This is a genomic window from Ideonella sp. (assembly GCF_041914305.1).
Lineage (GTDB): Bacteria > Pseudomonadota > Gammaproteobacteria > Burkholderiales > Burkholderiaceae_C > Ideonella.
In genome coordinates this window covers 1-21,122 of sequence record NZ_JAYSDQ010000005.1, presented here as the reverse complement: position 1 = coordinate 21,122, position 21,122 = coordinate 1, and the positions used below count along the sequence as shown (strand labels likewise).

Sequence of the window (21,122 nt, the reverse complement as noted above, 5' to 3'; positions counted from 1 at the left end):
GCTTCAGGCGCCGGCTGGCCGGCCGGCCAGGTAGGTGCGCAACACCGTCGCCGCGCGGCCATGTTCGTCGGAGACCTCTTCGGCCAGCCGGGCGATTCGCTCGCGGTCGCCGGCCTCGATCGCAGACTGCAGCGCGCGCGCCGCGGCCGACAAGGCCTGCGCTCCCAGGATCCCCGCCGTCGACACCATCGAATGCGCCATCACCATGGCCTGGGCCGAGTGACCGGCGCCCAGCATGGCCCTGATCTCTGCCGGCCAGTCGACCCCGCCGGCCACGAAGCGGCGGGCGATCTTGTCGTACAGGTCGACCCGGCCCATGCAATGCACCAGCCCACGCTCGACCGACACGCCACCTGCCGGCGCCGATGCATCCGACTCGTCGCCGGGGCGCGTTGTCGCGCCGGTCCAGCGGGCCAGCACCGCGAACAGGTGATTGGGGTCGAAAGGCTTGGTGACGAAATCGCTCATGCCAGCCGCCAGGCACAGTTCACGGTCTCTCGCGGTGGCGTGCGCGGTCATCGCGATGACCGGCAGGTCTTGAAGCGCCGGTTCCGCGCGAAGGCGCCGGGTCGTTTCGTAGCCGTCCATGTCCGGCATCTGCACGTCCATCAGCGCGACATCGAAGCGCCGGTTGCGCAGCAGCTCCAGCGCCCGCCAGCCGGTGGGCGCCACCGTGACCTCCATCTGGGCCACGCTGGTCAGCAACTCGTGCGCGACCAGTTGGTTGAACTCGTTGTCCTCGACGAGCAGCACTTGCCGCCCGGCCAGCCGGTTCAAGGGGCGCGGGTCGTCCTTCGGGGTCGCGGCGGCATCGGCCCGGCCGGCCTGGGTCATGCCCAAGGCGTCGGCGATGGCCTGGCACAACGCGCCTTCGGTCACCGGCTTGGCCAGGCAGCCGTTCAGGCCGGCAGCTTGTGAACGCTCGGCGGTGGCGTCGTCGCCGTACGCCGTGACCAGGATGACCCGGGGCTTGTGCGCCAGCTGCTCATCGGCGGCGATGCGTCGCGCGGCCTCGAACCCGTCCATGCCGGGCATCTGCCAATCCATCAGGACCACGTCGACAGCCGCCTGGCGCGCACCGCCGAGCATCGCCAGGCATTCGCCGGCGTCGGCCGCATGCACCAGGTCGCAGCCCAGCGGGGCCAGCAGCCCCGCCACCACCTCGCGTGCGGCGGCGCTGTCGTCGACGACCATCACGCGCACCCCACGAAGGTCGACCGGTGCTGCCGCTGGCGCTGCCGGGGCAGGGGCCGGCTCCAGATCGACCTCGAACACGAACTCGGTGCCCAGCCCCGGTTGGCTCGACACGCGGATGGCGCCGCCCATCAGCTCGACCAGTTGCCGGCAGATCGCCAGCCCCAGGCCGGTGCCGCCGTATTGGCGCGACGTGGAGGCATCGGCCTGCGCGAAGGGCTGGAAGAGCCGTGCGCACTGGTCCGCGTCCATGCCGATGCCGGTGTCGCGCACCGAGAACCGCAGATGGCCGGGGCGATCGGTCTTGCTGACGCGCGACACCGTGACCACCACTTCGCCGTCGGCCGTGAACTTGACGGCGTTGCTGCAAAGGTTGATGAGAACCTGGGTCAAGCGCTGCTCGTCACCGACGAGCCGCCTGGGCACGTCGGCGGCCACGGCGATCAGCAGCTCCAGGCCCTTTTGCTGGGCCCGCTGCCCCACCATCACCACGGCATGTTCCAGCACATCGTCGAGCGAGAACTCCCGTCGCTCCAGCTCCAGCTTGCCCGCCTCGATCTTCGAGAAGTCCAGGATGCCGTTGATCAGCTCCAGCAGCGACTCGGCCGCGGTCTGCGACTTGGTCAGGTAGCTGCGCTGCTTGGGCGTCAGGTCGGTGCGCAGCGCCAGGCCCGTGAACCCCAGCACGGCGTTCATCGGGGTGCGGATCTCGTGGCTCATGTTCGCCAGGAATTCGCTCTTGGCCTGACTGGCCGCCTCTGCCGCCGCGCGCGCCTGCAGCGCCTGCCGGTTGGCCGTGATGTCCAGGCCCACGAGCAGCCGGCATGGTTCGCCGCCGTATTCGATCGGCTCGATGCTCAGCAGCAGCGTCACGCTGCCACCGGACCGGTTGGTGCCGTGCACTTCGAGGCTGCTCACCCGGCCGGCCTGGCGGTACTCTTGCATGGCGCGCTTCTGGTCTTCGTCCCGCAGCGCGATCCCCGCTTCTGAAATCGTTCGCCCCACGATCTGGTCGCGCGACGATTCGTAGAGGCTGCAGCAGGCGCTGTTGGCCTCGACGATGCGCTCGTCCCGCTCGGAGATGACGAGCATGATCGTCGCCGCCGCGTCGAAGACACGGCGAAACCGCGCCATGCCGGCCTGGGCCTCGGTGGTGGCCAGGCGGGCCGCCACGGTGGCCGCGCGCTGCTGCTGCAGCGCGGTGCGAAGCCTCAGGCCGAAGACCACCACGCCGGCCAGGCCGAGCAGGAACACCGCCCCCGGGCCCACCGATGCGGCGAACCACAAACGATAGAGCTCGGCCTGCGGGATGATGGCGCCCACGTACAGCGGCAACGATGGCGCCTTGGAATAGCCGACGAGCTGGCGCTCGCCGGTCACGAAGTTGTCGCTCTCGAAGCTGCCCACGCGCCGCGAGCGCAACTCGCGCAGGCTGCTGGCGGCCAAGGGCGGGCCGCCCACTTCGAAACTGTCGTGTGCCTTGTAGTAGCGCAGCAGCCGCGTGCCGTCGTCGGTCACCAGCGAGACGAAGCCTTCGCGCAACAGCAGCAGCGTGTCCGCGCCGGCCAGCAGCCGCCTGGCCGGTATCAACGCCACGCAGTCGCCGCCGGCCGGGCCCAGCGAGACCACCATCGGCACGTACCAGTCGTCGTGGTCCGGCAGCCTGATCACGGGCCTCATCTCGACCTCGGGCCCCTGCGCGGCATCGGCCAGGGCACGCACCTCGCGGTCCAGTTCCGGCGAGGCCCGCCTGCCGGCCTGGTCGACCACGACGACGTCGGCGCGCCCCTTCGATCGGTAGCCCAGATAAGCCGAGGTCGGGTCGAAACGCATCGCGTTGCGCAAGACGCCCTCGACCCGCGCCACCGCGCCGCGAGACTCCACCAGGTCGGCACCGATCCCGCGCAGGCTGTATTCGGACTGGGTCAGCCGCGCACTCACCGCCGATTCCAGCCCCATGGCCACGTGCGTCACGTTGTGGCGGCCCGAGCGCCAGACCTCGGCCCGTTGCTGAAGAATCAGGTAGACGGCCGACGCCGTGAGCAGCGCCAGCGCGACGCCCAGCAAGACGCTGATCCGGCGGCTCGACCAGGCGGCGTTCGACGGCAGCGCCGGCGCCTCGGCGACCGCGCCAGCCCGCATGCCCGCGCCCGGATCGTCAGCCCCGCCGGCCAGGACGCCGGCCGCCACCTGACCAGTCTGCATCGGAATGGGTCTCATCGATGGATCCTGCTCCTTGCGACATGCATGGCTACTGTCGATGCCGTCACTCGTGACGTTTCTGCGGACTAACCCGAAGGTGACATGGCCCTGCAAGGCCGGCGCCCCACAGGCCCACGATGCCGCCGCATAAGATGGTGCCGTGAGTTCCGCCGCCACGCCGCCATCGTTTTCCACCGCCGAGGTGGCGCAGCGGCTGGGCGTGTCGGCCCCCACTGTGCAACGCTGGGTCGACCAGGGCTACATCAAGGCCTGGAAGACGGTGGGGGGACACCGCCGCATCGATGCGGCCAGCGTCGAGAGCTTTCTGGCCAGCCAGCAACTGCAAGCCGTGGCCCGCCCGGCCGGCAAGACGCCGGCGCGCCCCGGCCCGTCGGTGCTGGTGGTGGACGACAACCCCGACGATCGGGACCTGCTGAGCGCCGTGGTCGAAGCCACGCTGCCGGACGCGGCCATCCAGGTGGTCGAAAACGGTTTCCAGGCGCTGGTGGCCATCGGGCAGGTGACGCCCGACATCCTGCTCACCGACGTGGTGATGCCCCACATGAACGGGCTCGAGATGCTGCGCGAGCTGCGCCAGGCGCGAACGCCCGGGCCGCGGGCCATCGTCGTCGTCACCAGCCTGGGGCCAGAGCGCCTGGCCGCCCTGGGCGGGTTGCCCGCCGGCGTGGGCCTGGTCCACAAGCCGGTCGCCCCCGATGGGCTGGCCGCCGCGCTGCGCGCCTGCCTTGAGCCGCCAAAAATAAACGAATAAAACGCTCAATTCGAACAAATCGAAAGTCGATAAATCACTAACGTCAGCCCTGGTGGTTTGGCGTTCGACTGACGATTTGGGAGAACAAGCGTGTTGGATGACGGCATCGTCGATTGGCTGAAGGCGCGCGCTGCGGCGCTGGTGTCTGCCGTGGGGGCGTCGGCCGCGCTCGGGTTCGGTGGGCTGGAGCCCGGGCCGGCCCTGGTGGCGGCGGCGCTGCTGGGCGCCGGCTTGGCGGCCAGCGCCCAGCATCTTCGCGGCACCGCCCGCCTGCGCCAGGCGATCGACGCCGGTCTCGCCGGCCAGCACGCCTTCGGTGACGCTCTGCTGCCCGTCTGGGCGCGCCAGATCGACACCTCGCGCCAGCAGATGGAGCACGGCGTCTCGTCGCTGGCGGCGCGCTTTTCAGACATCGTCGCGCAGCTGGCGCAGGCGACGTCGATGTCCGAACTGGCCACCGATTCGATCGGCAGCGGCGACATGGCCCTGGTCAAGGCTCTGGACGAAGGTGAACACGAGCTGGGTGCCGTGGTCGCGTCGCTGCAGTCGGCCATGGCCAGCAAACAGCTGATGGTCGATCGCGTCGGCGAACAGCGCCAGTTCATCCAGGATCTCGAAGCCATGACGGGCGACGTGGCCCGCATCGCGCAGCAGACCAACTTGCTGTCGCTGAACGCCGCCATCGAGGCCGCCCGTGCCGGCGAGGCCGGTCGCAGCTTCGCCATCGTCGCCCAAGAGGTGCGTGCACTGTCGGCCCGCTCGGCCGAGACCGGACGCAGCATCGCCCGCAAGGTGGCCTTGGTCAGCCAGGCGATCGAAGACACCTGCGCCGCGGCCGAGCAATCGCTGCTCGAAGACAACGCCGCGGTGGCCGCGTCCAGGGGCTCGATCGAATCGGTGATCGGCCGGTTCCGCGGCTCGACGCAGGCGCTGACCCAACGGGCCGACGAGTTGAAGCAAAGCCGCGACTACCTGCAGCACGAGATCAACCAGGCCCTGGTGCACCTGCAGTTCCAGGACCGGGTCAGCCAGATCATGGGCCACGTGAAGACCAACATCGAACGTGTCCCGCAACTGATGGCCGAGGGTCGCGAGCGCTGCGGCGGCGGCCAGTTTCCACCGGCCCTGGATGTGCGCGCGTTGCTGCACGAGCTGGAAAGCAGCTACGCCATGGCCGACGAGCGCGACAGCGCTGACCCCAGCACCAAGGGTGCACCGGCGGCCAGCACGATCACCTTCTTTTGACGAGGCAAACGGCATGGGCAAGACGATTCTGATCGTGGACGACTCCTCTTCGGTGCGTCAGGTGGTGGGCATCACGCTGCGATCCGCAGGCTACGAGGTGCTCGAAGGCCGCGACGGCCGCGACGCGCTGTCGCAGCTCAAGGGGCAGAAGGTCCACCTGATCATCAGCGACGTGAACATGCCGAACATGGACGGCATCAGCTTCGTCAAGGAGGTGAAGCAGCGGCCCGAATACCGCTTCACGCCGGTGGTGATGCTGACCACCGAGTCGCAGGACGCGAAGAAGGCCGAGGGCAAGGCGGCCGGCGCCAAGGCCTGGGTCGTCAAACCCTTCCTGCCCGAGGCGCTGGTCAACGTCGTGCAGATGCTGGTGCTGCCATGAGCGAGCCGAGCACCCTGACGCCACCGCCAGGCCGCGTGCGCCTGGAGGGCGAGGTCACGATCTACCACGCCGCCAGCCAGAAGGCGCTGCTGATCGACGCGCTCGCCGGCTGCGGCGGCACGCTGGAGCTGGACCTGTCGGATGTGACCGAGATCGACACCGCCGGCCTGCAACTGCTGATGCTGCTCAAGCGCACCGCCGTGCGCCAGGGCCAGGCGCTGCGGTTGATCGGCTGCAGCCCGGCGGTGTCCGAAGTGTTGGAGCTGGTCAATGTGGCTGGCCTCTTCGGCGGCCCCTTGTCGGTCGACGGCCAGGCCGGCGACGGGAGCACACCATGAACCTCGAAGCCGCGCTGCAGACCTTCATCGAGGAATGCCGCGATCTGTTGGCCGACATGGAAAGTGGGCTGCTGGCCCTCGGCCCATCGTGCGACATGGCCGAACACGTCAACGCGATCTTTCGCGGCGCCCACACGATCAAGGGCTCGGCCGGCCTGTTCGGGCTGGACCACATCGTGGCATTCACCCACGTGGTCGAGAGCGTGCTCGACGGTGCCCGTGAAGGCCGCGTCACCATCGACGAAGCCTTGAAGGTTCTGTTGCTGTCGTGTTGCGACCACCTGCTGATGGCCATCGACGCGGTGGCCAGCGGCGAGCTGCAGGCCGACGAAGAGTCGACCCGCAATGCCGGCGCCCTGATCGACCAGCTCGGCCGCTATCACAAGCCCGCCGCCAAGGCACCCGCGGCGGCGGCGGTCGACAAGCCTTCGTTGCCGCTCGTCGCAAGTGGTGGTGCAGGCGATGTCGCCGGTGGTCGCCGCCACCACTGGCACTTGTCGCTTCGCTTCGGCGCCGACGTGCTGCGCAACGGCATGGACCCGCTGTCCTTCATCCGCTACCTGCGGCGCATCGGGCGCATCGTCGGCATCGCGGCGCTGGACGACGCGCTGCCGGAGCCTGCGCAGATGGACCCCGAAGCCTGCTACCTGGGCTTCGAAATCGCGCTGGCCAGCGACGCCGACAAGGCCAAGATCGAAAGCGTCTTCGAATTCGTGCGCGAAGACTGCGAGCTGCGCATCCTGCCACCCGACAGCTTGGTCGACGACTATGTGCGCCTGATCCAGGCGCTGCCCGAAGGCTCGATGCGGCTCGGTGAGATCCTCATTGGCTGTGGCAGCCTGACACAGCGTGAGCTCGACGAGGCGTTGAGCATGCAGGCCAGGCTGGCCGCCGACGACGCGTCGTCGTCCGAGCGGCCCAAGCTGGGGGCCGTGCTGGTCGACCAGCAGTTCGTGCAGCCCGCGCTGGTGGAAGCAGCGCTGTCCAAGCAGACCCAGTTGCGCCAGGCCAGCGACAACCGGTCGCAGGAAGGGCGCTCTCTGCGCATCGACGCCGACAAGCTCGATCACCTGATCAACCTGGTCGGAGAGCTGATCATCGCCGGCGCCAGCGCCGACCTGCTGGCGCGACAGACCCACCGCGGCGAGCTGCAAGAGGCGACCTCGCGCATGGCGGGCCTGGTGCAGCAGGTGCGCGACAGCGCCCTGCAGCTGCGCATGGTCAAGATCGGCGCCACCTTCAGCCGGTTCCAGCGCGTGGTGCACGACGTGGCGCGCGAAACCGCGAAAGACATTGCGCTGCAGATCAGCGGCGAAGACGCCGAGCTGGACAAGACCGTGGTCGAGAAGATCGGCGACCCGCTGATGCATCTGGTGCGCAATGCGATCGACCACGGCATCGAGCCGGCCGAGGCCCGGCTGGCCTTGGGCAAGCCGGCGCAGGGCACGGTGAAGCTGCATGCCTTCCACGACTCGGGCAGCATCGTGATCGAGGTCACCGACGATGGCGGCGGGCTCAAGCGCGACCGCATCGTGGCCAAGGCGCTGGAGCGCGGGCTGATCGAGCCCGAGCAGCGCCTGAGCGACGACGACGTCTTCGCGCTGATCTTCGAGCCTGGCTTCTCGACCGCCGAAACCGTGACTAACCTGTCCGGCCGCGGTGTCGGCATGGACGTGGTCAAGCGCAACATCACGGCGCTGCGCGGCACCATCGCCATCCGCAGCGCCGAGGGCCAGGGCACGACCGTCAGCGTGCGCCTGCCGCTGACGCTGGCGATCATCGATGGGTTCCTGGTCGGTGTCGGCGGCTCGGTCTTCGTGGTGCCGCTGGACGCCATCGAGGAATGCATCGAGCACGCCAGCGAGCCTGGCCAGTCCTGGTGCAACCTGCGCGGCCACGTGCTGCCGCAGATCCGCCTGCGCGACTATTTCGAGATCCAGGCCCCGCCGCTGCGCCGGGAAAGCGTGGTCGTGATCCAGCAGTCGGGTCAGCGCTTCGGCCTGGTGGTCGACCAGTTGATGGGCGAGTTCCAGACCGTCATCAAGCCGCTTTCGCGCTTGTTCGCCAATGTCAAGAGCATCAGCGGCTCGACGATTCTCGGCAGCGGCGAGGTGGCCTTGATCCTCGACGTTTCAGCCCTGGTGGCGGGCCAGCTGTCCACCGCCGCCCGAGCGAGCCCGGTGAGCTGACGAATCACCTCGGCCGCTTTTCACCCCCCGTTTTCCCGATGCCGCGCTCGATGCCGGCCACCCGCACCCTGAAAGGGACCCCCATGTTCTCGAACCTGTCTCTCAAGACCAAGATCCTCGCCCTGCTGGGCGTGGGCGTGGTCGCCTTGCTGTCGGTGATCCTGATTGCCTTCAGCGGCCTGCAGCGCGATGCCGAAATGTTGTCCGAGATCGGCGAGAACCGGCTGCCGTCGGTCAACTCGCTGCAGGTCATCAACGAGGCGCAGACCGCCGTGCGTTCCAACAGCCGGCTGGTCGACGCACTGGCGAGTCACCCGGACGAGTGGAAGGACATCGACTCGGCACTGGACCGCAAGGCCCAGGCCTGGGCCCGCGTCGACCAGGCCTGGAAGATCTATGACCCGCTGCCGCAGACCGCGGAAGAAGCCGTGGTGTGGAAGCAGTTCGTGCAGGAATGGGAAACCTGGAAGGCCGGCGACGCCAAGCTGACCAACATCACGAAAGAAATCTCCAAGTCCGACAACGCCACCCGCCGCAAGCAGCTGTTCGACGACTACCACGCCGCGCTCGTCGCCAACCGGCCCGCCTTCAGCGCTGCCGAGGCCAGCCTGGGCAAGCTGGTGGCGATGAACAATCAGTACGGCGAAGACGCGGTCAAGCACGCCGGCGAGTCGTCGGCGCGCGCCCAGTGGCTGATGTACACGGTGTCCGGCGTCGCGCTGGTGGCGCTGGTCGCCATCGGCCTGTTCATCCTGCGGGCGGTGATGCGCCAGCTGGGCGGCGACCCGGCGTACGCGGCCGAGGTGGTCGACAAGGTGGCCGCGGGTGACCTGACCGTCGACATCGCGCTGCGGGCCGGTGACCAGGCCAGCCTGCTGGCCGCGATGAAGAAGATGGTCGAGAAGCTCTCGCACGTGGTGTCCGAGGTTTCCAACGGCGCCAACGGCCTGAGCAGCGCCGCCGAGCAGGTCAACGCCACCGCGCAATCGCTGTCGCAGGCGGCCACCGAGCAGGCCTCGGGCGTCGAGGAAACCAGCGCGTCGGTCGAGCAGATGACGGCGTCGATCAGCCAGAACACCGAGAACGCCAAGGCCACCGACGCGATGGCCAGCAAGGCCGCCACCGAGGCGACAGAGGGCGGCGAGGCGGTCAAGTCGACCGTGGCCGCGATGAAGCAGATCGCCAAGAAGATCGTCATCATCGACGACATCGCCTACCAGACCAATCTGCTGGCGCTGAACGCGGCGATCGAGGCGGCACGCGCCGGCGAGCACGGCAAGGGCTTCGCGGTGGTGGCGGCCGAGGTGCGCAAGCTGGCCGAGCGCAGCCAGGTGGCGGCACAGGAAATCGGCGAGGTGGCCGGCAGCAGCGTCGAGCTGGCCGAGCGCGCCGGGCACCTGCTCGACGAGATGGTGCCCAACATCAAGCGCACCTCCGACCTGGTGCAGGAAATCACGGCCGCCTCCGAGGAGCAGTCTTCGGGGGTGTCGCAGATCAACGCCGCCGTGGCTCAGCTCAGCCAGACCACCCAGCAGAACGCAGCCGGCTCCGAGGAGCTGGCCGCGACCGCCGAAGAGATGAGCGGGCAGGCCGAGGAGCTGCAGAACATCATCGCCTTCTTCAAGACCGGCGCCGCGGTAGCTGCGCCGCAGCGCAGCACGGTGCGCAAGGCGCCGGCGCGCGCGCCGAACCCGGCGCCTGCCCCGGCTGCCCGCCACACCCCACGCGCTGACAACGGGCACGCTCGCCACGAAGCAGCGCTGGACGAAACCCTGTTCGTCAAGTATTGACCCGAGCCGATCGAAGCGAGGACCGAAAGATGAACGCTCTTGCGCAAGCCGCCGCGCGCGGCCCCACCGAGGCCGGCCGCGCGCCGGTGCAGGACCCGACGCAATACCTGACCTTCATGTTGAGCGGCGAGGTCTATGCGATCGGCATCCTGTCGATCAAGGAAATCATCGAGTACGGCCGCCTGACCAGCGTGCCGATGATGCCGGCCACGATCCGGGGGGTGATCAACCTGCGCGGTGCCGTGGTGCCGGTGATGGACCTGGCGGTGCGCTTCGGCAAGCCGGCCAACGAGGTCAGCAAGCGCACCTGCATCGTGATCGTCGAGCTGGCGAACGGTGACGAGAAGCAGGTGGTCGGCATCGTGGTCGATTCGGTCAATGCGGTGCAGGAGATCGCCGCTGCCGACATCGAGCCGCCGCCCGGGTTCGGCACCGCCATTTCCAACGATTTCGTGTTCGGCATGGGCAAGGTCAACGGCAAGTTCGTGATCCTGCTCAACACCCAGCAGGTGCTGGCCATCGACGGCCTGGCCGCGGCCGATGCCACCGACGCCACGCGCCCGCTGGCCACCCACTGAGCGCCGGGCCATGCCAACGTTTGCGCCGACGGGTGAGACGACCGAGCTGAGCGATCGGGAGTTCCAGCAGTTCCGGGCCTTCATCCACGAGGCGGCTGGCATCTCGCTGTCGCCCAACAAGAAAGCCCTGGTCAGCGGGCGGCTGGAAAAGCGCTTGCGCGAGCGCCGGCTGGCCAGCTATGCGGACTACCTGGACGTGCTGCGCAGCGGGTACGACAGCGCCGAGACCCAGCTCGCGATCGACCTGCTGACCACCAACGAAACCTACTTCTTCCGCGAGCCGCAGCATTTCGAGCTGTTGCGCGAGATGGCGCTGGCGGCACGGCGCGAGGGCAGGCCGCTTCGTGTGTGGAGCGCGGCCTGCTCCAGCGGCGAAGAGCCCTACAGCATCGCGATGGTGCTGGCCGACTGCCAGGGCGACCTGGGCTGGGAGGTGCTGGCCTCGGACATCAGCACCCGCATGCTCGCGCGCGCCCGCACCGGGCACTACCCGGAAGCGCGCACCGAGGGCATCCCCACCGCCTATCGCCAGCGCTATTGCCTGCGCGGCACCGGGCCGCAAGAGGGCACCTTGCTGGTCCAGCGCGCGTTGCGTGAGCGGGTTCGCTTCATGCAGATCAACCTCGACCGGCCGCTGCCTGGCATCGGCAGCTTCGACCTGGTTTTCCTGCGCAACGTGATGATCTATTTCGCCGCCGAGACCAAGCGCAGCGTGGTCGCCCGGCTGGTGCAGACCATGAAACCCGGCGGCCAGCTGTTCATCGGCCATTCGGAATCGCTCCATGACCTGAGCCCCGATTTGCGCGCGTTGGCCCCGTCGGTCTATTGCCGGCCATGAGGGCATGCGAATGAGCATCCGGGTCATGATCGTCGACGATTCGGCCGTCGTGCGTCAGGTGCTGGGCGGGCTGCTCGATGCAGCGCCGGGCATCGAGGTGCTGCATGCGGTGGCCGACCCGCTGATCGCCATCGAGCGCATGAAGACCAGCTGGCCCGACGTGATCGTGTTGGACGTCGAGATGCCGCGCATGGACGGCATCACCTTCCTGCGTAAGATCATGGCCGAGCGGCCGACGCCGGTGGTCATTTGCTCGACGCTGACCGAGAAGGGCGCCACCACCTCGGTCGAGGCCTTGTCGGCCGGCGCGGTGGCGATCGTGACCAAGCCCAAGCTCGACCTGAAGCAGTTTCTCAACAACAGCTCGGCCGAGCTGGTGGCCGCGGTCCGCGCCGCCGCGCGCGCCAACGTGGCGAGGCTGGGCGCACGCGCGGCGCGCGCCGAGGCGCCGGTGCGCCACACGGCCGACGCCATCCTGCCCGCCGCGCAGCCGCGGGCGATGCTGCAGACCACCGAGCAAGTGGTGGCCATCGGCACCTCCACCGGCGGCACGCAGGCGCTCGAGCAGGTGTTGACGGCGCTGCCTCGTGTCTGCCCCGGCCTGTTGATCGTGCAGCACATGCCCGAGAAATTCACCGCCGCGTTCGCACAGCGCTTGGACCAGATCTGTGCGATTGCCGTCAAGGAGGCCGAGAACAACGATCGGGTGCTGCCCGGCCGTGCGCTGATCGCCCCCGGCGGCCGCCACATGCTGCTGCGCCGCGCCGGCGCGCAGTACGTGGTCGACGTCGTCGACGGGCCGCCGGTGAGCCGGCACCGGCCGTCGGTGGATGTGCTGTTTCGTTCGGTGGCGCGGGCCGCCGGTTCGAACGCGATGGGCATCATCATGACCGGCATGGGCGACGACGGCGCCGCCGGCCTGCTCGAGATGCGCCAGGCCGGCGCCAGGACGGTGGCGCAAGACGAGGATTCCTGCGTGGTCTATGGCATGCCCAAAGAGGCCGTCCGGCGCGGCGCGGTCGACAAGAGCGTTCCGCTGCACGCGATCGAGCGCGAGATCCTTGCGCAGCTCAGCCGCCCCGGGCGCTGACCGAAACGCGACCCCCGCAGACCGAGCCTCAAGCCGCCAGCGACGAGGCCGCGGCCAGCAGCACCAGCAACAGCACCACCGTCACCAGGTGGCGATGCAGGAAGCTCAGGGCTTCGAGCAGGGCGTGGCGCAGCCCGTCGCGCCGGTTGTGCGGCTCACTGCAACGCCGCAGCTGATCGGCCAACGCGCCATGGTCGGACTCGACGAAATCGAAAGTCCGCGAGTGCTGGTACAGCAAGCCGCGGTGAAGGTGCAGTCGATCAGCCATGGCGAGCTCCCTTGGCGCGGGCGGGCAGGTGGTGGGCGAACCACCGGCCGGCCAGTTCATTGACGCGGTCCAGTGACTTGGGCTGTTCGAGCACGAAGCCGGCGCGTGGCACCAGCACCAGTTCATGCGGGCCGGGCAGGCGGGCCAGTGCGTCGCGGTTCACTGCGACCAGCGCGGTTTCGGCGCCGCCGGCGATCAACAGCGTGGGCACCGCGACTTGCGGCAATTTCTTCAACACCGGTTCGAGCTGGCCGCTGCACGAGACGACCGCGCCCACGCGCTGCGGCCGTGCCGCCGCTGCCGCGAGCGCCGCGGCGGCACCGGGGCCGGCGCCCAGCAGGCCCAGCGGCAGGGTGGCCAGCGCCGGGCGTCGGTCCATCCAGTCGACCACGTCGACCAGGCTGTCGGCGATCAGCTTGGCGCTGGCGCCTGGCTCGGCGGCCGATGGGGCCGGCCGCAGGTCGAACAGCAAGGTACCCAGGTCGTGCTCGTGCAGCGCACGCGCCATCTGCTGGTAGAGCGGGTGGCGGCGCGTGCTGCCGCTGCCCGGCGCGAAGACGACCAGGCCCCGGGCCTGCGGTGGCACGACCAGGTCGCCGTCCAGCGCGAGCGGGCCGATCTGGACCCGTTTGGTCGGCAGCAGCAGGTCTTCCATCGTCATCTCCATCTGTTCGAGCATCCGGTCACGTTTATGCGCGCCTTGCCCTTGGCAAGACTTGCGCCGGGTCAAATCAACCGAATTCAGGGGAGGCGGGGCAGGCCGGCCGTGGCCCGCCTGGCTCGTCAATGGCGGGCCATCGCCTCTTGCAGGTAGGCGACCAGCGCATCGAGCGAGTCGACGCGGGCGTAGTCGGCCTCGGGCACCTCGACGCCCAGGCGCTGTTGCAGCGCGATCAGCAGGTTCAGGAAGTCGAACGAGTCCAGGTCGAGCTGCTCGCGCAGCGACTGCTGCGGGGCGACCTGGGCAAAGTCGGCTTCGGGCGCGATCTCCAGCACGCTGTCGATCACTGCCTGGCGCACGTCTGTGTCCATCATGGCAACTCCGGTTGGCTCAGCCGGCGCTGCAGCGCGGCCAGGAAACGCGCGCCGATCAGCCCGTCGCTGGCGCGGTGGTCGGCGGCGAGCGACAGGTGCACCGTGCGCGCGGCGACGATCGCGCCGTCTTGCACCACCGGCCGCGGCGCCACGCGGCCCAGGCCGACCAACGCGACCTGTGGCGGGTAGATCACGCCATAGACCATGTCGGTGCCGAGGTCACCGAGGTTGCTGACGGTGACGGTCGAGTCGGCCAGGTCCGAGCTGCGCAGCTGGCCGCTGCGCGCGCGGGTGAGGGCCTGGTGCAACTCGCGCATCAGCTCGGGCAGGCTCAAGTGATCGGCGTCGTGCACGGTGGGCACTACCAGGCCGCCGCCGCGCAGCGCGGTGACCACGCCCAGGTGAATCGCGGTCGAGGGCTCGAAACGGCCGTCGACGAAGCGGCCGTTCAGCTCGGGGGCGTCGCGCAGCGCGAGTGCGACCGCGCGCAGGGCCAGCGCGGCGAACAGCACCCGCTCGGCCACCGGCCGGCCGGCGTTGAAGGTTTCGAGCGAGCGCAAGGCCGGCTCGACCACCGCCTCGCAGCCGAGGTAGTAGTGCGGGATCTCGCGCTTGGAGCGGGCCATCGCCGCGGCAATGGCGGCGCGCATCGCGTCTTGCGGCGAGGGCGGCGCCGCGTTGGCCGGGGCCGCGCCTTCGACATCGGCCAGCGTGATCGGCCGGTCGCCGGCCTTGGCCGCCAGCGCGACCAGGTCGACCCCCAGCTCGCCCGCGCGACGGCGGGCGGCAGGGGAGATGCGCGGTGCGGCGGCTGCTGCGGGCTGCGGGGGTGACGGCGCGGGCGCTGCGGGCGGCACGACGGGAGTCGCGCCCGTCTCGATGGCCGGCGCCGGTGCAGTGGCGGCCTGTTGCGCCACGGCCTGCCAGTCTTCGCCCTGCGCGGCCAGCCAGGCCAGTGTGTGGCCCACGGGCAGCCGCTGGCCGGGCTCGGCGACGAGCTTGGCGACGGTGCCGTCCTGCCAGATCTCGACGTCGATCGCGCCCTTCTGCGTCTCGACCACGCAGACGATGTCGCCCCGGTGCACCGGTTGGCCGGGCTCGACGTTCCATTGCACGAACTCGGCGTCGTCCATGTCGGCGCCGAACGAAGGCAAGCGCAACTCGAACATCGTTCAACTCCCGGTGGTGGGGGCGACCAGCGCGCGCGCCGCCGCGACGATGCGCGGCACGCTGGGCAGCGCGGCGTCTTCCAGGTGCTTGGGGTAGGGGATCGGCACCTCGGCGCTGCAGACCCGCGCGATCGGCGCGTCCAGCTCGTAGAACGCGTGTTCGACCAGCGTCGCCACCACCTCGGCGGCCAGGCTCCCGGTCTTCCAGCCTTCGTCGACCACCACCGCGCGGCGCGTGCGGCGCACAGTGGCGACGATCGCCTCGACATCCAGCGGCCGCAGCACCCGCAGGTCGAGCACCTCGGCCTCGATGCCGCTGGCCGCGAGCTGCTCGGCCGCGGCCAGGCAGCGCGGCAGCGAGCCGCCGTATGTGACGAGGCTGAGGTCGCGGCCCTCGCGCCGCACGGCGGCATGCGAGATGTCCACCGGCGCCGGCTCGCCGGCCAGCTCGCCCTCGGCGTTGAGCAGCATCGCGTGCTCGAAGATGATCACCGGGTCTTCGCATTGCAGGGCCGCCAGCAGCATGCCGCGGGCGTCGTCCAGCGTGGCTGGCGCCAGCACGCGCAGGCCCGGCACATGGGCATACCAGCACTCCAGGCTGTGCGAGTGTTGCGCCGCGAGCTGGCGGCCGGCGCCGGTGGTCATGCGGATGACGACCGGCACGCCCACCTGGCCGCCCGACATGTGGCGCAGCGTGGCGGCGTTGTTGACGATCTGGTCCAGCGCCAGCAGGCTGAAGTTCACCGTCATCACCTCGACGATGGGCTTCATGCCGTTGATCGCCGCGCCGATGCCGCAGCCGACGAAGCCCGATTCGGACAGCGGCGTGTCGCGCACCCGGTCTTCACCGAACTCGGCCAGCAGGCCGTGGCTGACGGCGTAGGTGCCGCCGTAGCGGCCCACGTCCTCGCCCATCAGGAACACGCGCTCGTCGTGCTGCAAGGCGGCGCGGAGGCCGGCGCGCAGTGCGTCGCGGTAGGTGGCGCGTGCCGGGCTCATGCCGCTCTCTTCAAGGCGACCGGCGGCATGGCCACGGCGCCCAGGGCGGCGACGAAGGCGTCGAGCTTCGTCGCCGCGGTCCCGGCGTCGATCTTCCGGTCGGTCAGCGCGAGCGTGGCCACCGGGGCCTGGCCGATCGCCAGCTGCAACTCGGCCAGCGCGGCCTCGGCGCCCGACCCACCCAGCGTGCAGAACAGCGCCACGCGCTTGACCCGGCCCTGCCAGCGCAATGCCAGCGTGCGGGCCGGCGGCGACGCGTGCGACGCCCAGACCGGCGTGCCGATCAGCACCAGGTCGAATTCGCCCGGGTCGGCGGCCGGCGCGGTGATCTCGACCTCGGCCCGGCGCATGGCCTCGCGGGCCGAGCGGATGTAGCCCAGGATGCCGCGGCGCGAGCGGGGCTCGTCGATCGGCGCCAGCTGGGCACCGAGCCTTTGCGCCAGCGACTCGGCCACCCGCCGGGTGTAGCCGGTGCGCGAAAAATAGACGACGAGGATTCGGCTCATGGGGCTACTCCGGTGGCGGCCGCCACGGGGGCGACGACGTGCTGGGTCAGGTTCTCGACCGGCTCCCACTGGCCGGCCTCGGCGAAGGCGATGGCGGCGGCCAGCTCCTGGGCCACCTCTTGCTCGATGGCGGGCCGGTCCACGGCCAGGCCGAGTGCTTGCAGGTGTGCCTCGAACGCGGCGATCGGGCAGTGCTGCTTCCAGCGCTCGACCTCGTCCTTGGCGCGGTACAACTCGGGGTCGAACATCGAGTGCGGGCGGAAGCGGTAGGTGCGGAACTCGACGAACATCGGCCCCTCGCCGCTGCGCACGTGGGCCACGGCATGGCGCATCGCGTCGTGCACCGCGGCCACGTTCATGCCGTCGACCGAGATCGCGCCCAGCCGGTAGCTGCGCGCCTTGGCGCACAGGTCGGTGTCGGCTTCTGATCGGTCGAGCGCGGTGCCCATCGCGTAGAGGTTGTTCTCGCACAGCATCAGCAGCGGCAAGCGCCACAGCGCGGCCAGGTTGGCCGCCTCGTGGAACTCGCCTTCGGCCACCGCCCCCTCGCCGAAGAAGCAGGCGGCGATGCGGTCGGTGTGGCGCAGCTTTTCGGCCAGCGCGAAGCCCGCGGCCATCGGCAACGCGCCGGCGACGATGGCGTTTCCGCCGAAGAAGCGCCGGCCGGCATCGAACAGGTGCATCGAGCCGCCGCGGCCCCCGCTGCAGCCCTCGCGCTTGCCGAACATCTCGGCCATCACCGCCTTCATCGGCACGCCGCGGGCCAGCGCGTGGCCATGCTCGCGGTAGGTGGCGAGCACGCTGTCGTCGGCGCGAAGCTCGGGCATCGCCGCCGCGGCAATGGCCTCTTCGCCGATGTACAGGTGCAGAAAGCCGCGGATCTTGCCGGCGCCATAGAGCTCGGCGCAGGCTTCTTCGAAGCGGCGAATGCGCAGCATCTGCCACAGCAGGCGGCGGCCGTCTTGCGCGTTGAGGTTCATTGCGACTCCAGCGTCGAGGTGTCGCCCTCGGGCAGGCCGAGCTCTCGCGCCTTCAGCAAGCGGCGCATGATCTTGCCGCTGCGGGTCTTGGGCAGGTTGGCGGTGAAGGCGATCTCTTTCGGCGCCACCGCCGCGCCCAGGCGCTGGCGGGCGAAGCCGAGCAGCTCGCGCTTGAGCGCATCGGTGGGCTCGACGCCGGGCTTGAGCGCGACGAAGGCCTTGACGATCTCGCCGATCATCGGCTCGGGCTTGCCGATCACGCCGGCCTCGTGCACGGCGGGGTGTTCCATCAACGCCGACTCGACCTCGAACGGGCCGATCAGGTGGCCGCTGGACTTGATCATGTCGTCGGCGCGGCCGACGAACCAGTAGTAGCCCTCGGCGTCGCGGCGCGCCAGGTCGCCGCTGAGGTACCAGTCGCCGGCAAAGCACTTGGCGTAGCGCGCCTCGTCGTTCAGGTAGGCGCGGAACATCGATGGCCAGCCCCTCTTCAACGCCAGCTCGCCTTCGACCGCCGGGTCGTCGACCAGCGTCACGCTGCCGTCGGGCTGGCGCTGCACGATGGCCGCGTCGATGCCGGGCAGCGGCTTGCCCATCGAGCCGGGGCGGATGTCCATCGACGCGCAGTTGGCGATCATGATGCCGCCGGTCTCGGTCTGCCACCAGTTGTCGTGGATAGGCAGTCCGAAGGCTTCGAGGCCCCAGCGCACGGCCAGCGGGTTCAGCGGCTCGCCCACGCTGGCGATGAAGCGCAGGTCAGGGCAGCGGTGCGCGCGCGCCGCGTCCAACCCGCCGCGCATCATCATGCGCACCGCCGTCGGCGCGGTGTACCAGACGTTGACCCGCTCGCGCTGCAGCGTGGCGTACCAGCGCTCGGCGTCGAACTCGGCCTCGTCGACGATCAGCGTGGCCCCCAGCGCCAGCGGCGCGAGGATGCCGTACGAGGTGCCGGTCACCCAGCCCGGGTCGGCGGTGCACCAGAAGACATCGTCGGGCCGCAAGTCGAGCGCCATGCGGGCGGTGGCCACATGAGCGACGATGGCCTCGTGCACGTGCAGCGCGCCCTTGGGCTGGCCGGTGGTGCCGCTGGTGAAGTGCAGCAGCGCGGCGGCCTGCGCGTCGGTCGGCTGGGTCGCGTAGTCGGGCGAGGCGGCGTCGAGCAGGGCCTGCAGGTCTTGCGTGCCGGCCGGCAGCGGGGCATCGTCGTCACGCACCAGCAGCACATGCACCAGCTGCGGCACCTGCGCGCGGATCGATTCGACCTTCTTGCGGTACAGCGACGAGGTGGTCACCAGCAGCTTGCCGGCGCCCAGGCGCAGCCGGGTGGCGATGGGCTCGGGGCCAAAGGCCGAGAACAAGGGCGTGACGACGCAGCGGTGCTTCAGCGCGCCGAGCATCGCCACATACAGCTCGGGGATGCGGCCGCTGAGCAGAAACACGTGGTCGCCCGGCAGCAGCCCGAGCGTGGCCAGCACGTTGGCCAGGCGGTTGCCGCTGGCCGCCAGTTCGCGGTAGTTGATCTCGCGCCGCCCGCCGGCCTTGCCGAGCCAGCGCAGCGCGGCCTTGTCGGCCTGGGCACCGCTGGCGTGGCGGTCCACCACCTGCGCCATGTTCAGGCTGCCGAGTGGCAGATCGGCTTGCAGGGCCCGGCGCGAATCGGCCCAGCTGAAGCGGCGGCGCTCGGTCTCGAGGTCGGCAAGGTTGGCCGAGCGTGCCGAGGCGGGCTTGCGGATGAGGTCGGGCGGTGCATTCATCGCACGCCCCCATGGCCGGCACGGGCGACCCGGTGCGCGGCGCGGCGTTGGGCCATCGGGAGCAGTAGCAGTCTCATGCCGGCGTCTCCTCGTTGCGGAGCGGGGCGGGGGCGACAGACGCTCGGGCCGGCTCCAGTGGGGCGATTCTTCGCCTCGGTCCCTGCGCGCCGTTTGAGGAATATCAGTTCCCGGCCGAACCGGGCCGGGCCGGCCGGGCTGCCGGTGAAGGCCGTGCGCTTGAGAAATCTCATGCCCCGGCGGCGGGCGATGGGCCATCGTTGGCGCCACAGATCGGAGGACGCACGATGAACACACTCACCAAGCTCGTGCTGGGCGCGATGGGCGCCTTGCGGCCAGAACCGGTGCTGGGCGACGCCGAGCGGCGCATCACCTTGCCGCCGCCCGAGCGCGAGCTGCCGGCCGCGCTGATGCAGGCGCTGGCCCGGCGCTGCTCGATACGGGCGTTTCGCGCCGAGCCACTGCCGAGCCAGGTGCTGGCCAACCTGCTGTGGGCGGCCGACGGTGTGAACCGCAACGGCGGCGGCCGCACCGCGCCCTCGGCGCTGGGCGCCAACGAGATCCGCGTGATCGTGGCGCTGCCGGAGGGCGCCTACGCCTACGAACCGTCGACACACACGCTGGAGTTGGTGGCTGCGGCCGACCTGCGCCGCGTGACCGGCTACCAGGATTTCGTCGACGACGCGCCGCTCGACCTGGTCTACGTGGCCGACCACGCCCGCATGAGCCTGGTGCCGGTCGCGCAGCGCGAAGGCTATGCCAGCGTGGCGGCCGGCGCGATTGCGCAGAACGTGTACCTTTACTGCGCGGCCGCCGGGCTGGGCTCGGTGCTGCGGGCGTGGATCGACCGCGAGGCGATTGCGCAGGCGCTGGGCCTGCCGCCGAGCCAGCATGTGCTGCTGTCGCAGACGGTGGGTTACCCGCAGGCTCACACATGACGAAGCGCGTGGCCGCAGTTTTCGGGCCGACCCTGACAGTGCAATCCCGTGGTGGGGTTCACTGGGGGGCCGCCTAGAATTGTTTGTGCAGTCGCACAAGCAGCCCCCTGTCCGCAGCGCACAAAATGCAGGCGAACAGGCCGTTTCCAGGAGTCTCGCCGCATGCCCAACACCCGCCGTACCGCCGCCGAAGCCGCACCCGCTGAAGCGCCGGCCCTGCGAGTGCTGAAGAAGTACCCGAACCGCCGGCTGTACGACACCAGCGCCAGCACCTACATCACGCTGGCCGACGTCAAGCAGATGGTGCTCGACGGCATCGAATTCGAAGTGCGCGACGCCAAGACCGGCGACGAACTCACGCGCAGCATCCTGCTGCAGATCATCCTCGAAGAAGAAACCGGCGGCGCGCCGATGTTCACCGCCCGCATGCTGGCCCAGATCATCCGTTTCTACGGCCACGCGATGCAGGGCATGATGGGTTCGTACCTCGAAAAGAACCTGCAGACCTTCGTCGAGATGCAGGCCCGCCTGGCCGAACAGGCCCGCGGCCTGTACGACCCCAAGGCCTTCACACCCGAGATGTGGGCCCAGTTCATGAGCGGCCAGGCCCCGATGATGCAGGGGCTGATGGGCAACTACCTCGAACAGTCGAAGAACCTGTTCGTGCAGATGCAAGAGCAGATGCAAAAGCAGGCCGGTGGGCTGATCCCGGGGTTCCCGGGCTTTCCGCCGACGCCGGGGCAGAAGTAGCCCGCGCTGGTTGGTGCGGCCGCGGGGCTTGGGGGACCGGCTCCGTTCATGTCCCCCGCCGCTGGCCTTCGGCCACCGGCTCCTCCT

General features: G+C 69.8%; 20 protein-coding genes. 11 read left to right on the top strand and 9 right to left on the bottom strand.

What is annotated here, in order from left to right; all coding sequences use genetic code 11:
- Positions 1–3 precede the first annotated feature (3 nt).
- Complete coding sequence (locus tag ACE3SG_RS08130) at positions 4–3,414, bottom strand: response regulator (RefSeq protein WP_374563973.1); 3,411 nt, start codon at positions 3,412–3,414, stop codon at positions 4–6.
- 142 nt (positions 3,415–3,556) lie between these two features.
- Between ACE3SG_RS08130 and ACE3SG_RS08125 the strand changes: the two genes are divergently transcribed.
- From ACE3SG_RS08125 to ACE3SG_RS08085, 9 genes are all read left to right on the top strand, one after another.
- Complete coding sequence (locus ACE3SG_RS08125; protein WP_374563971.1) at positions 3,557–4,168, top strand: response regulator; 612 nt, start codon at positions 3,557–3,559, stop codon at positions 4,166–4,168.
- Positions 4,169–4,258: 90 nt separating this feature from the next.
- Entirely contained in the window at positions 4,259–5,413 is a 1,155-nt protein-coding gene (locus tag ACE3SG_RS08120) for a methyl-accepting chemotaxis protein (RefSeq protein ID WP_374563969.1), read from the top strand.
- Positions 5,414–5,426: 13 nt separating this feature from the next.
- Complete coding sequence (locus ACE3SG_RS08115) at positions 5,427–5,795, top strand: response regulator (protein ID WP_374563967.1); 369 nt, start codon at positions 5,427–5,429, stop codon at positions 5,793–5,795.
- A complete protein-coding gene (locus ACE3SG_RS08110; RefSeq protein WP_374563965.1) occupies positions 5,792–6,133 on the top strand; it encodes a lipid asymmetry maintenance protein MlaB in 342 nt (113 codons plus the stop codon). Before ACE3SG_RS08115 ends, ACE3SG_RS08110 begins: the two co-directional genes overlap by 4 nt.
- Complete coding sequence (locus tag ACE3SG_RS08105; RefSeq protein ID WP_374563963.1) at positions 6,130–8,322, top strand: chemotaxis protein CheW; 2,193 nt, start codon at positions 6,130–6,132, stop codon at positions 8,320–8,322. The genes ACE3SG_RS08110 and ACE3SG_RS08105 overlap by 4 nt, the downstream gene beginning before the upstream one ends.
- 83 nt (positions 8,323–8,405) lie before the next feature.
- On the top strand, positions 8,406–10,112 hold the full coding sequence (locus tag ACE3SG_RS08100; RefSeq protein WP_374563961.1) for a methyl-accepting chemotaxis protein: 1,707 nt from the start codon (positions 8,406–8,408) through the stop codon (positions 10,110–10,112).
- A 29-nt stretch (positions 10,113–10,141) separates the two neighbouring features.
- Positions 10,142–10,690 carry a chemotaxis protein CheW gene (locus ACE3SG_RS08095; protein WP_374563959.1) on the top strand — a complete coding sequence of 183 codons (549 nt, stop codon included), beginning with the start codon at positions 10,142–10,144 and terminating at the stop codon, positions 10,688–10,690.
- Between the two features lie 10 nt (positions 10,691–10,700).
- A complete protein-coding gene (locus ACE3SG_RS08090) occupies positions 10,701–11,528 on the top strand; it encodes a protein-glutamate O-methyltransferase CheR (RefSeq protein WP_374563957.1) in 828 nt (275 codons plus the stop codon).
- 10 nt (positions 11,529–11,538) lie between these two features.
- Positions 11,539–12,618: a chemotaxis response regulator protein-glutamate methylesterase gene (locus tag ACE3SG_RS08085; protein WP_374563955.1), complete on the top strand. Its 1,080-nt coding sequence runs from the start codon at positions 11,539–11,541 to the stop codon at positions 12,616–12,618.
- Between the two features lie 28 nt (positions 12,619–12,646).
- On the opposite strand, the gene ACE3SG_RS08080 is transcribed toward ACE3SG_RS08085, so the two are convergent.
- The 8 genes from ACE3SG_RS08080 to acsA all read right to left on the bottom strand — a co-directional run bounded on the left by ACE3SG_RS08080 (position 12,647) and on the right by acsA (position 19,329).
- Positions 12,647–12,886: a hypothetical protein gene (locus ACE3SG_RS08080; protein WP_374563953.1), complete on the bottom strand. Its 240-nt coding sequence runs from the start codon at positions 12,884–12,886 to the stop codon at positions 12,647–12,649.
- Entirely contained in the window at positions 12,879–13,565 is a 687-nt protein-coding gene (locus ACE3SG_RS08075) for an alpha/beta hydrolase (protein WP_374563951.1), read from the bottom strand. Before ACE3SG_RS08075 ends, ACE3SG_RS08080 begins: the two co-directional genes overlap by 8 nt.
- A gap of 104 nt (positions 13,566–13,669) precedes the next feature.
- Positions 13,670–13,921, bottom strand: a complete 252-nt coding sequence (locus ACE3SG_RS08070) for an acyl carrier protein (protein WP_374563949.1) — start codon at positions 13,919–13,921, stop codon at positions 13,670–13,672.
- Entirely contained in the window at positions 13,918–15,090 is a 1,173-nt protein-coding gene (locus ACE3SG_RS08065) for a dihydrolipoamide acetyltransferase family protein (protein WP_374563947.1), read from the bottom strand. The genes ACE3SG_RS08070 and ACE3SG_RS08065 overlap by 4 nt, the downstream gene beginning before the upstream one ends.
- A gap of 3 nt (positions 15,091–15,093) precedes the next feature.
- A complete protein-coding gene (locus tag ACE3SG_RS08060; protein WP_374563945.1) occupies positions 15,094–16,089 on the bottom strand; it encodes an alpha-ketoacid dehydrogenase subunit beta in 996 nt (331 codons plus the stop codon).
- A complete protein-coding gene (locus ACE3SG_RS08055; RefSeq protein WP_374563944.1) occupies positions 16,086–16,595 on the bottom strand; it encodes a flavodoxin family protein in 510 nt (169 codons plus the stop codon). The genes ACE3SG_RS08060 and ACE3SG_RS08055 overlap by 4 nt, the downstream gene beginning before the upstream one ends.
- On the bottom strand, positions 16,592–17,575 hold the full coding sequence (pdhA, locus tag ACE3SG_RS08050; protein ID WP_374563942.1) for a pyruvate dehydrogenase (acetyl-transferring) E1 component subunit alpha: 984 nt from the start codon (positions 17,573–17,575) through the stop codon (positions 16,592–16,594). Before pdhA ends, ACE3SG_RS08055 begins: the two co-directional genes overlap by 4 nt.
- Entirely contained in the window at positions 17,572–19,329 is a 1,758-nt protein-coding gene (acsA, locus tag ACE3SG_RS08045) for an acetate--CoA ligase (protein ID WP_374563940.1), read from the bottom strand. The genes pdhA and acsA overlap by 4 nt, the downstream gene beginning before the upstream one ends.
- Before the next feature lie 305 nt (positions 19,330–19,634).
- On the opposite strand from acsA, the gene ACE3SG_RS08040 reads away from it, so the two are divergent.
- Together ACE3SG_RS08040 and phaR are read left to right on the top strand one after the other, a co-directional pair.
- Positions 19,635–20,285, top strand: coding sequence for a nitroreductase family protein (locus ACE3SG_RS08040; protein WP_374563938.1), 651 nt, complete (start codon positions 19,635–19,637; stop codon positions 20,283–20,285).
- Between the two features lie 162 nt (positions 20,286–20,447).
- The gene (phaR, locus tag ACE3SG_RS08035) at positions 20,448–21,035 is read left to right on the top strand and encodes a polyhydroxyalkanoate synthesis repressor PhaR (protein WP_374563936.1); all 588 of its coding nucleotides are present in this window, start codon (positions 20,448–20,450) and stop codon (positions 21,033–21,035) included.
- The last annotated feature ends 87 nt before the right edge of the window (positions 21,036–21,122 follow it).

Excerpts from the sequence above, each read along its gene's own strand:
- ACE3SG_RS08060 (WP_374563945.1), bottom strand. The coding sequence starts at position 16,089 with ATGAGCCCGGCACGCGCCACCTACCGCGACGCACTGCGCGCCGGCCTC.
- pdhA (WP_374563942.1), bottom strand. The coding sequence starts at position 17,575 with ATGAACCTCAACGCGCAAGACGGCCGCCGCCTGCTGTGGCAGATGCTG.
- ACE3SG_RS08115 (WP_374563967.1), top strand. The coding sequence starts at position 5,427 with ATGGGCAAGACGATTCTGATCGTGGACGACTCCTCTTCGGTGCGTCAG.
- ACE3SG_RS08040 (WP_374563938.1), top strand. The coding sequence starts at position 19,635 with ATGAACACACTCACCAAGCTCGTGCTGGGCGCGATGGGCGCCTTGCGG.
- ACE3SG_RS08065 (WP_374563947.1), bottom strand. The coding sequence starts at position 15,090 with ATGTTCGAGTTGCGCTTGCCTTCGTTCGGCGCCGACATGGACGACGCC.
- ACE3SG_RS08090 (WP_374563957.1), top strand. The coding sequence starts at position 10,701 with ATGCCAACGTTTGCGCCGACGGGTGAGACGACCGAGCTGAGCGATCGG.
- acsA (WP_374563940.1), bottom strand. The coding sequence starts at position 19,329 with ATGAATGCACCGCCCGACCTCATCCGCAAGCCCGCCTCGGCACGCTCG.
- ACE3SG_RS08055 (WP_374563944.1), bottom strand. The coding sequence starts at position 16,595 with ATGAGCCGAATCCTCGTCGTCTATTTTTCGCGCACCGGCTACACCCGG.
- ACE3SG_RS08085 (WP_374563955.1), top strand. The coding sequence starts at position 11,539 with ATGAGCATCCGGGTCATGATCGTCGACGATTCGGCCGTCGTGCGTCAG.
- ACE3SG_RS08080 (WP_374563953.1), bottom strand. The coding sequence starts at position 12,886 with ATGGCTGATCGACTGCACCTTCACCGCGGCTTGCTGTACCAGCACTCG.
- ACE3SG_RS08070 (WP_374563949.1), bottom strand. The coding sequence starts at position 13,921 with ATGATGGACACAGACGTGCGCCAGGCAGTGATCGACAGCGTGCTGGAG.
- phaR (WP_374563936.1), top strand. The coding sequence starts at position 20,448 with ATGCCCAACACCCGCCGTACCGCCGCCGAAGCCGCACCCGCTGAAGCG.
- ACE3SG_RS08110 (WP_374563965.1), top strand. The coding sequence starts at position 5,792 with ATGAGCGAGCCGAGCACCCTGACGCCACCGCCAGGCCGCGTGCGCCTG.
- ACE3SG_RS08095 (WP_374563959.1), top strand. The coding sequence starts at position 10,142 with ATGAACGCTCTTGCGCAAGCCGCCGCGCGCGGCCCCACCGAGGCCGGC.
- ACE3SG_RS08130 (WP_374563973.1), bottom strand. The coding sequence starts at position 3,414 with ATGAGACCCATTCCGATGCAGACTGGTCAGGTGGCGGCCGGCGTCCTG.
- ACE3SG_RS08075 (WP_374563951.1), bottom strand. The coding sequence starts at position 13,565 with ATGCTCGAACAGATGGAGATGACGATGGAAGACCTGCTGCTGCCGACC.
- ACE3SG_RS08100 (WP_374563961.1), top strand. The coding sequence starts at position 8,406 with ATGTTCTCGAACCTGTCTCTCAAGACCAAGATCCTCGCCCTGCTGGGC.
- ACE3SG_RS08105 (WP_374563963.1), top strand. The coding sequence starts at position 6,130 with ATGAACCTCGAAGCCGCGCTGCAGACCTTCATCGAGGAATGCCGCGAT.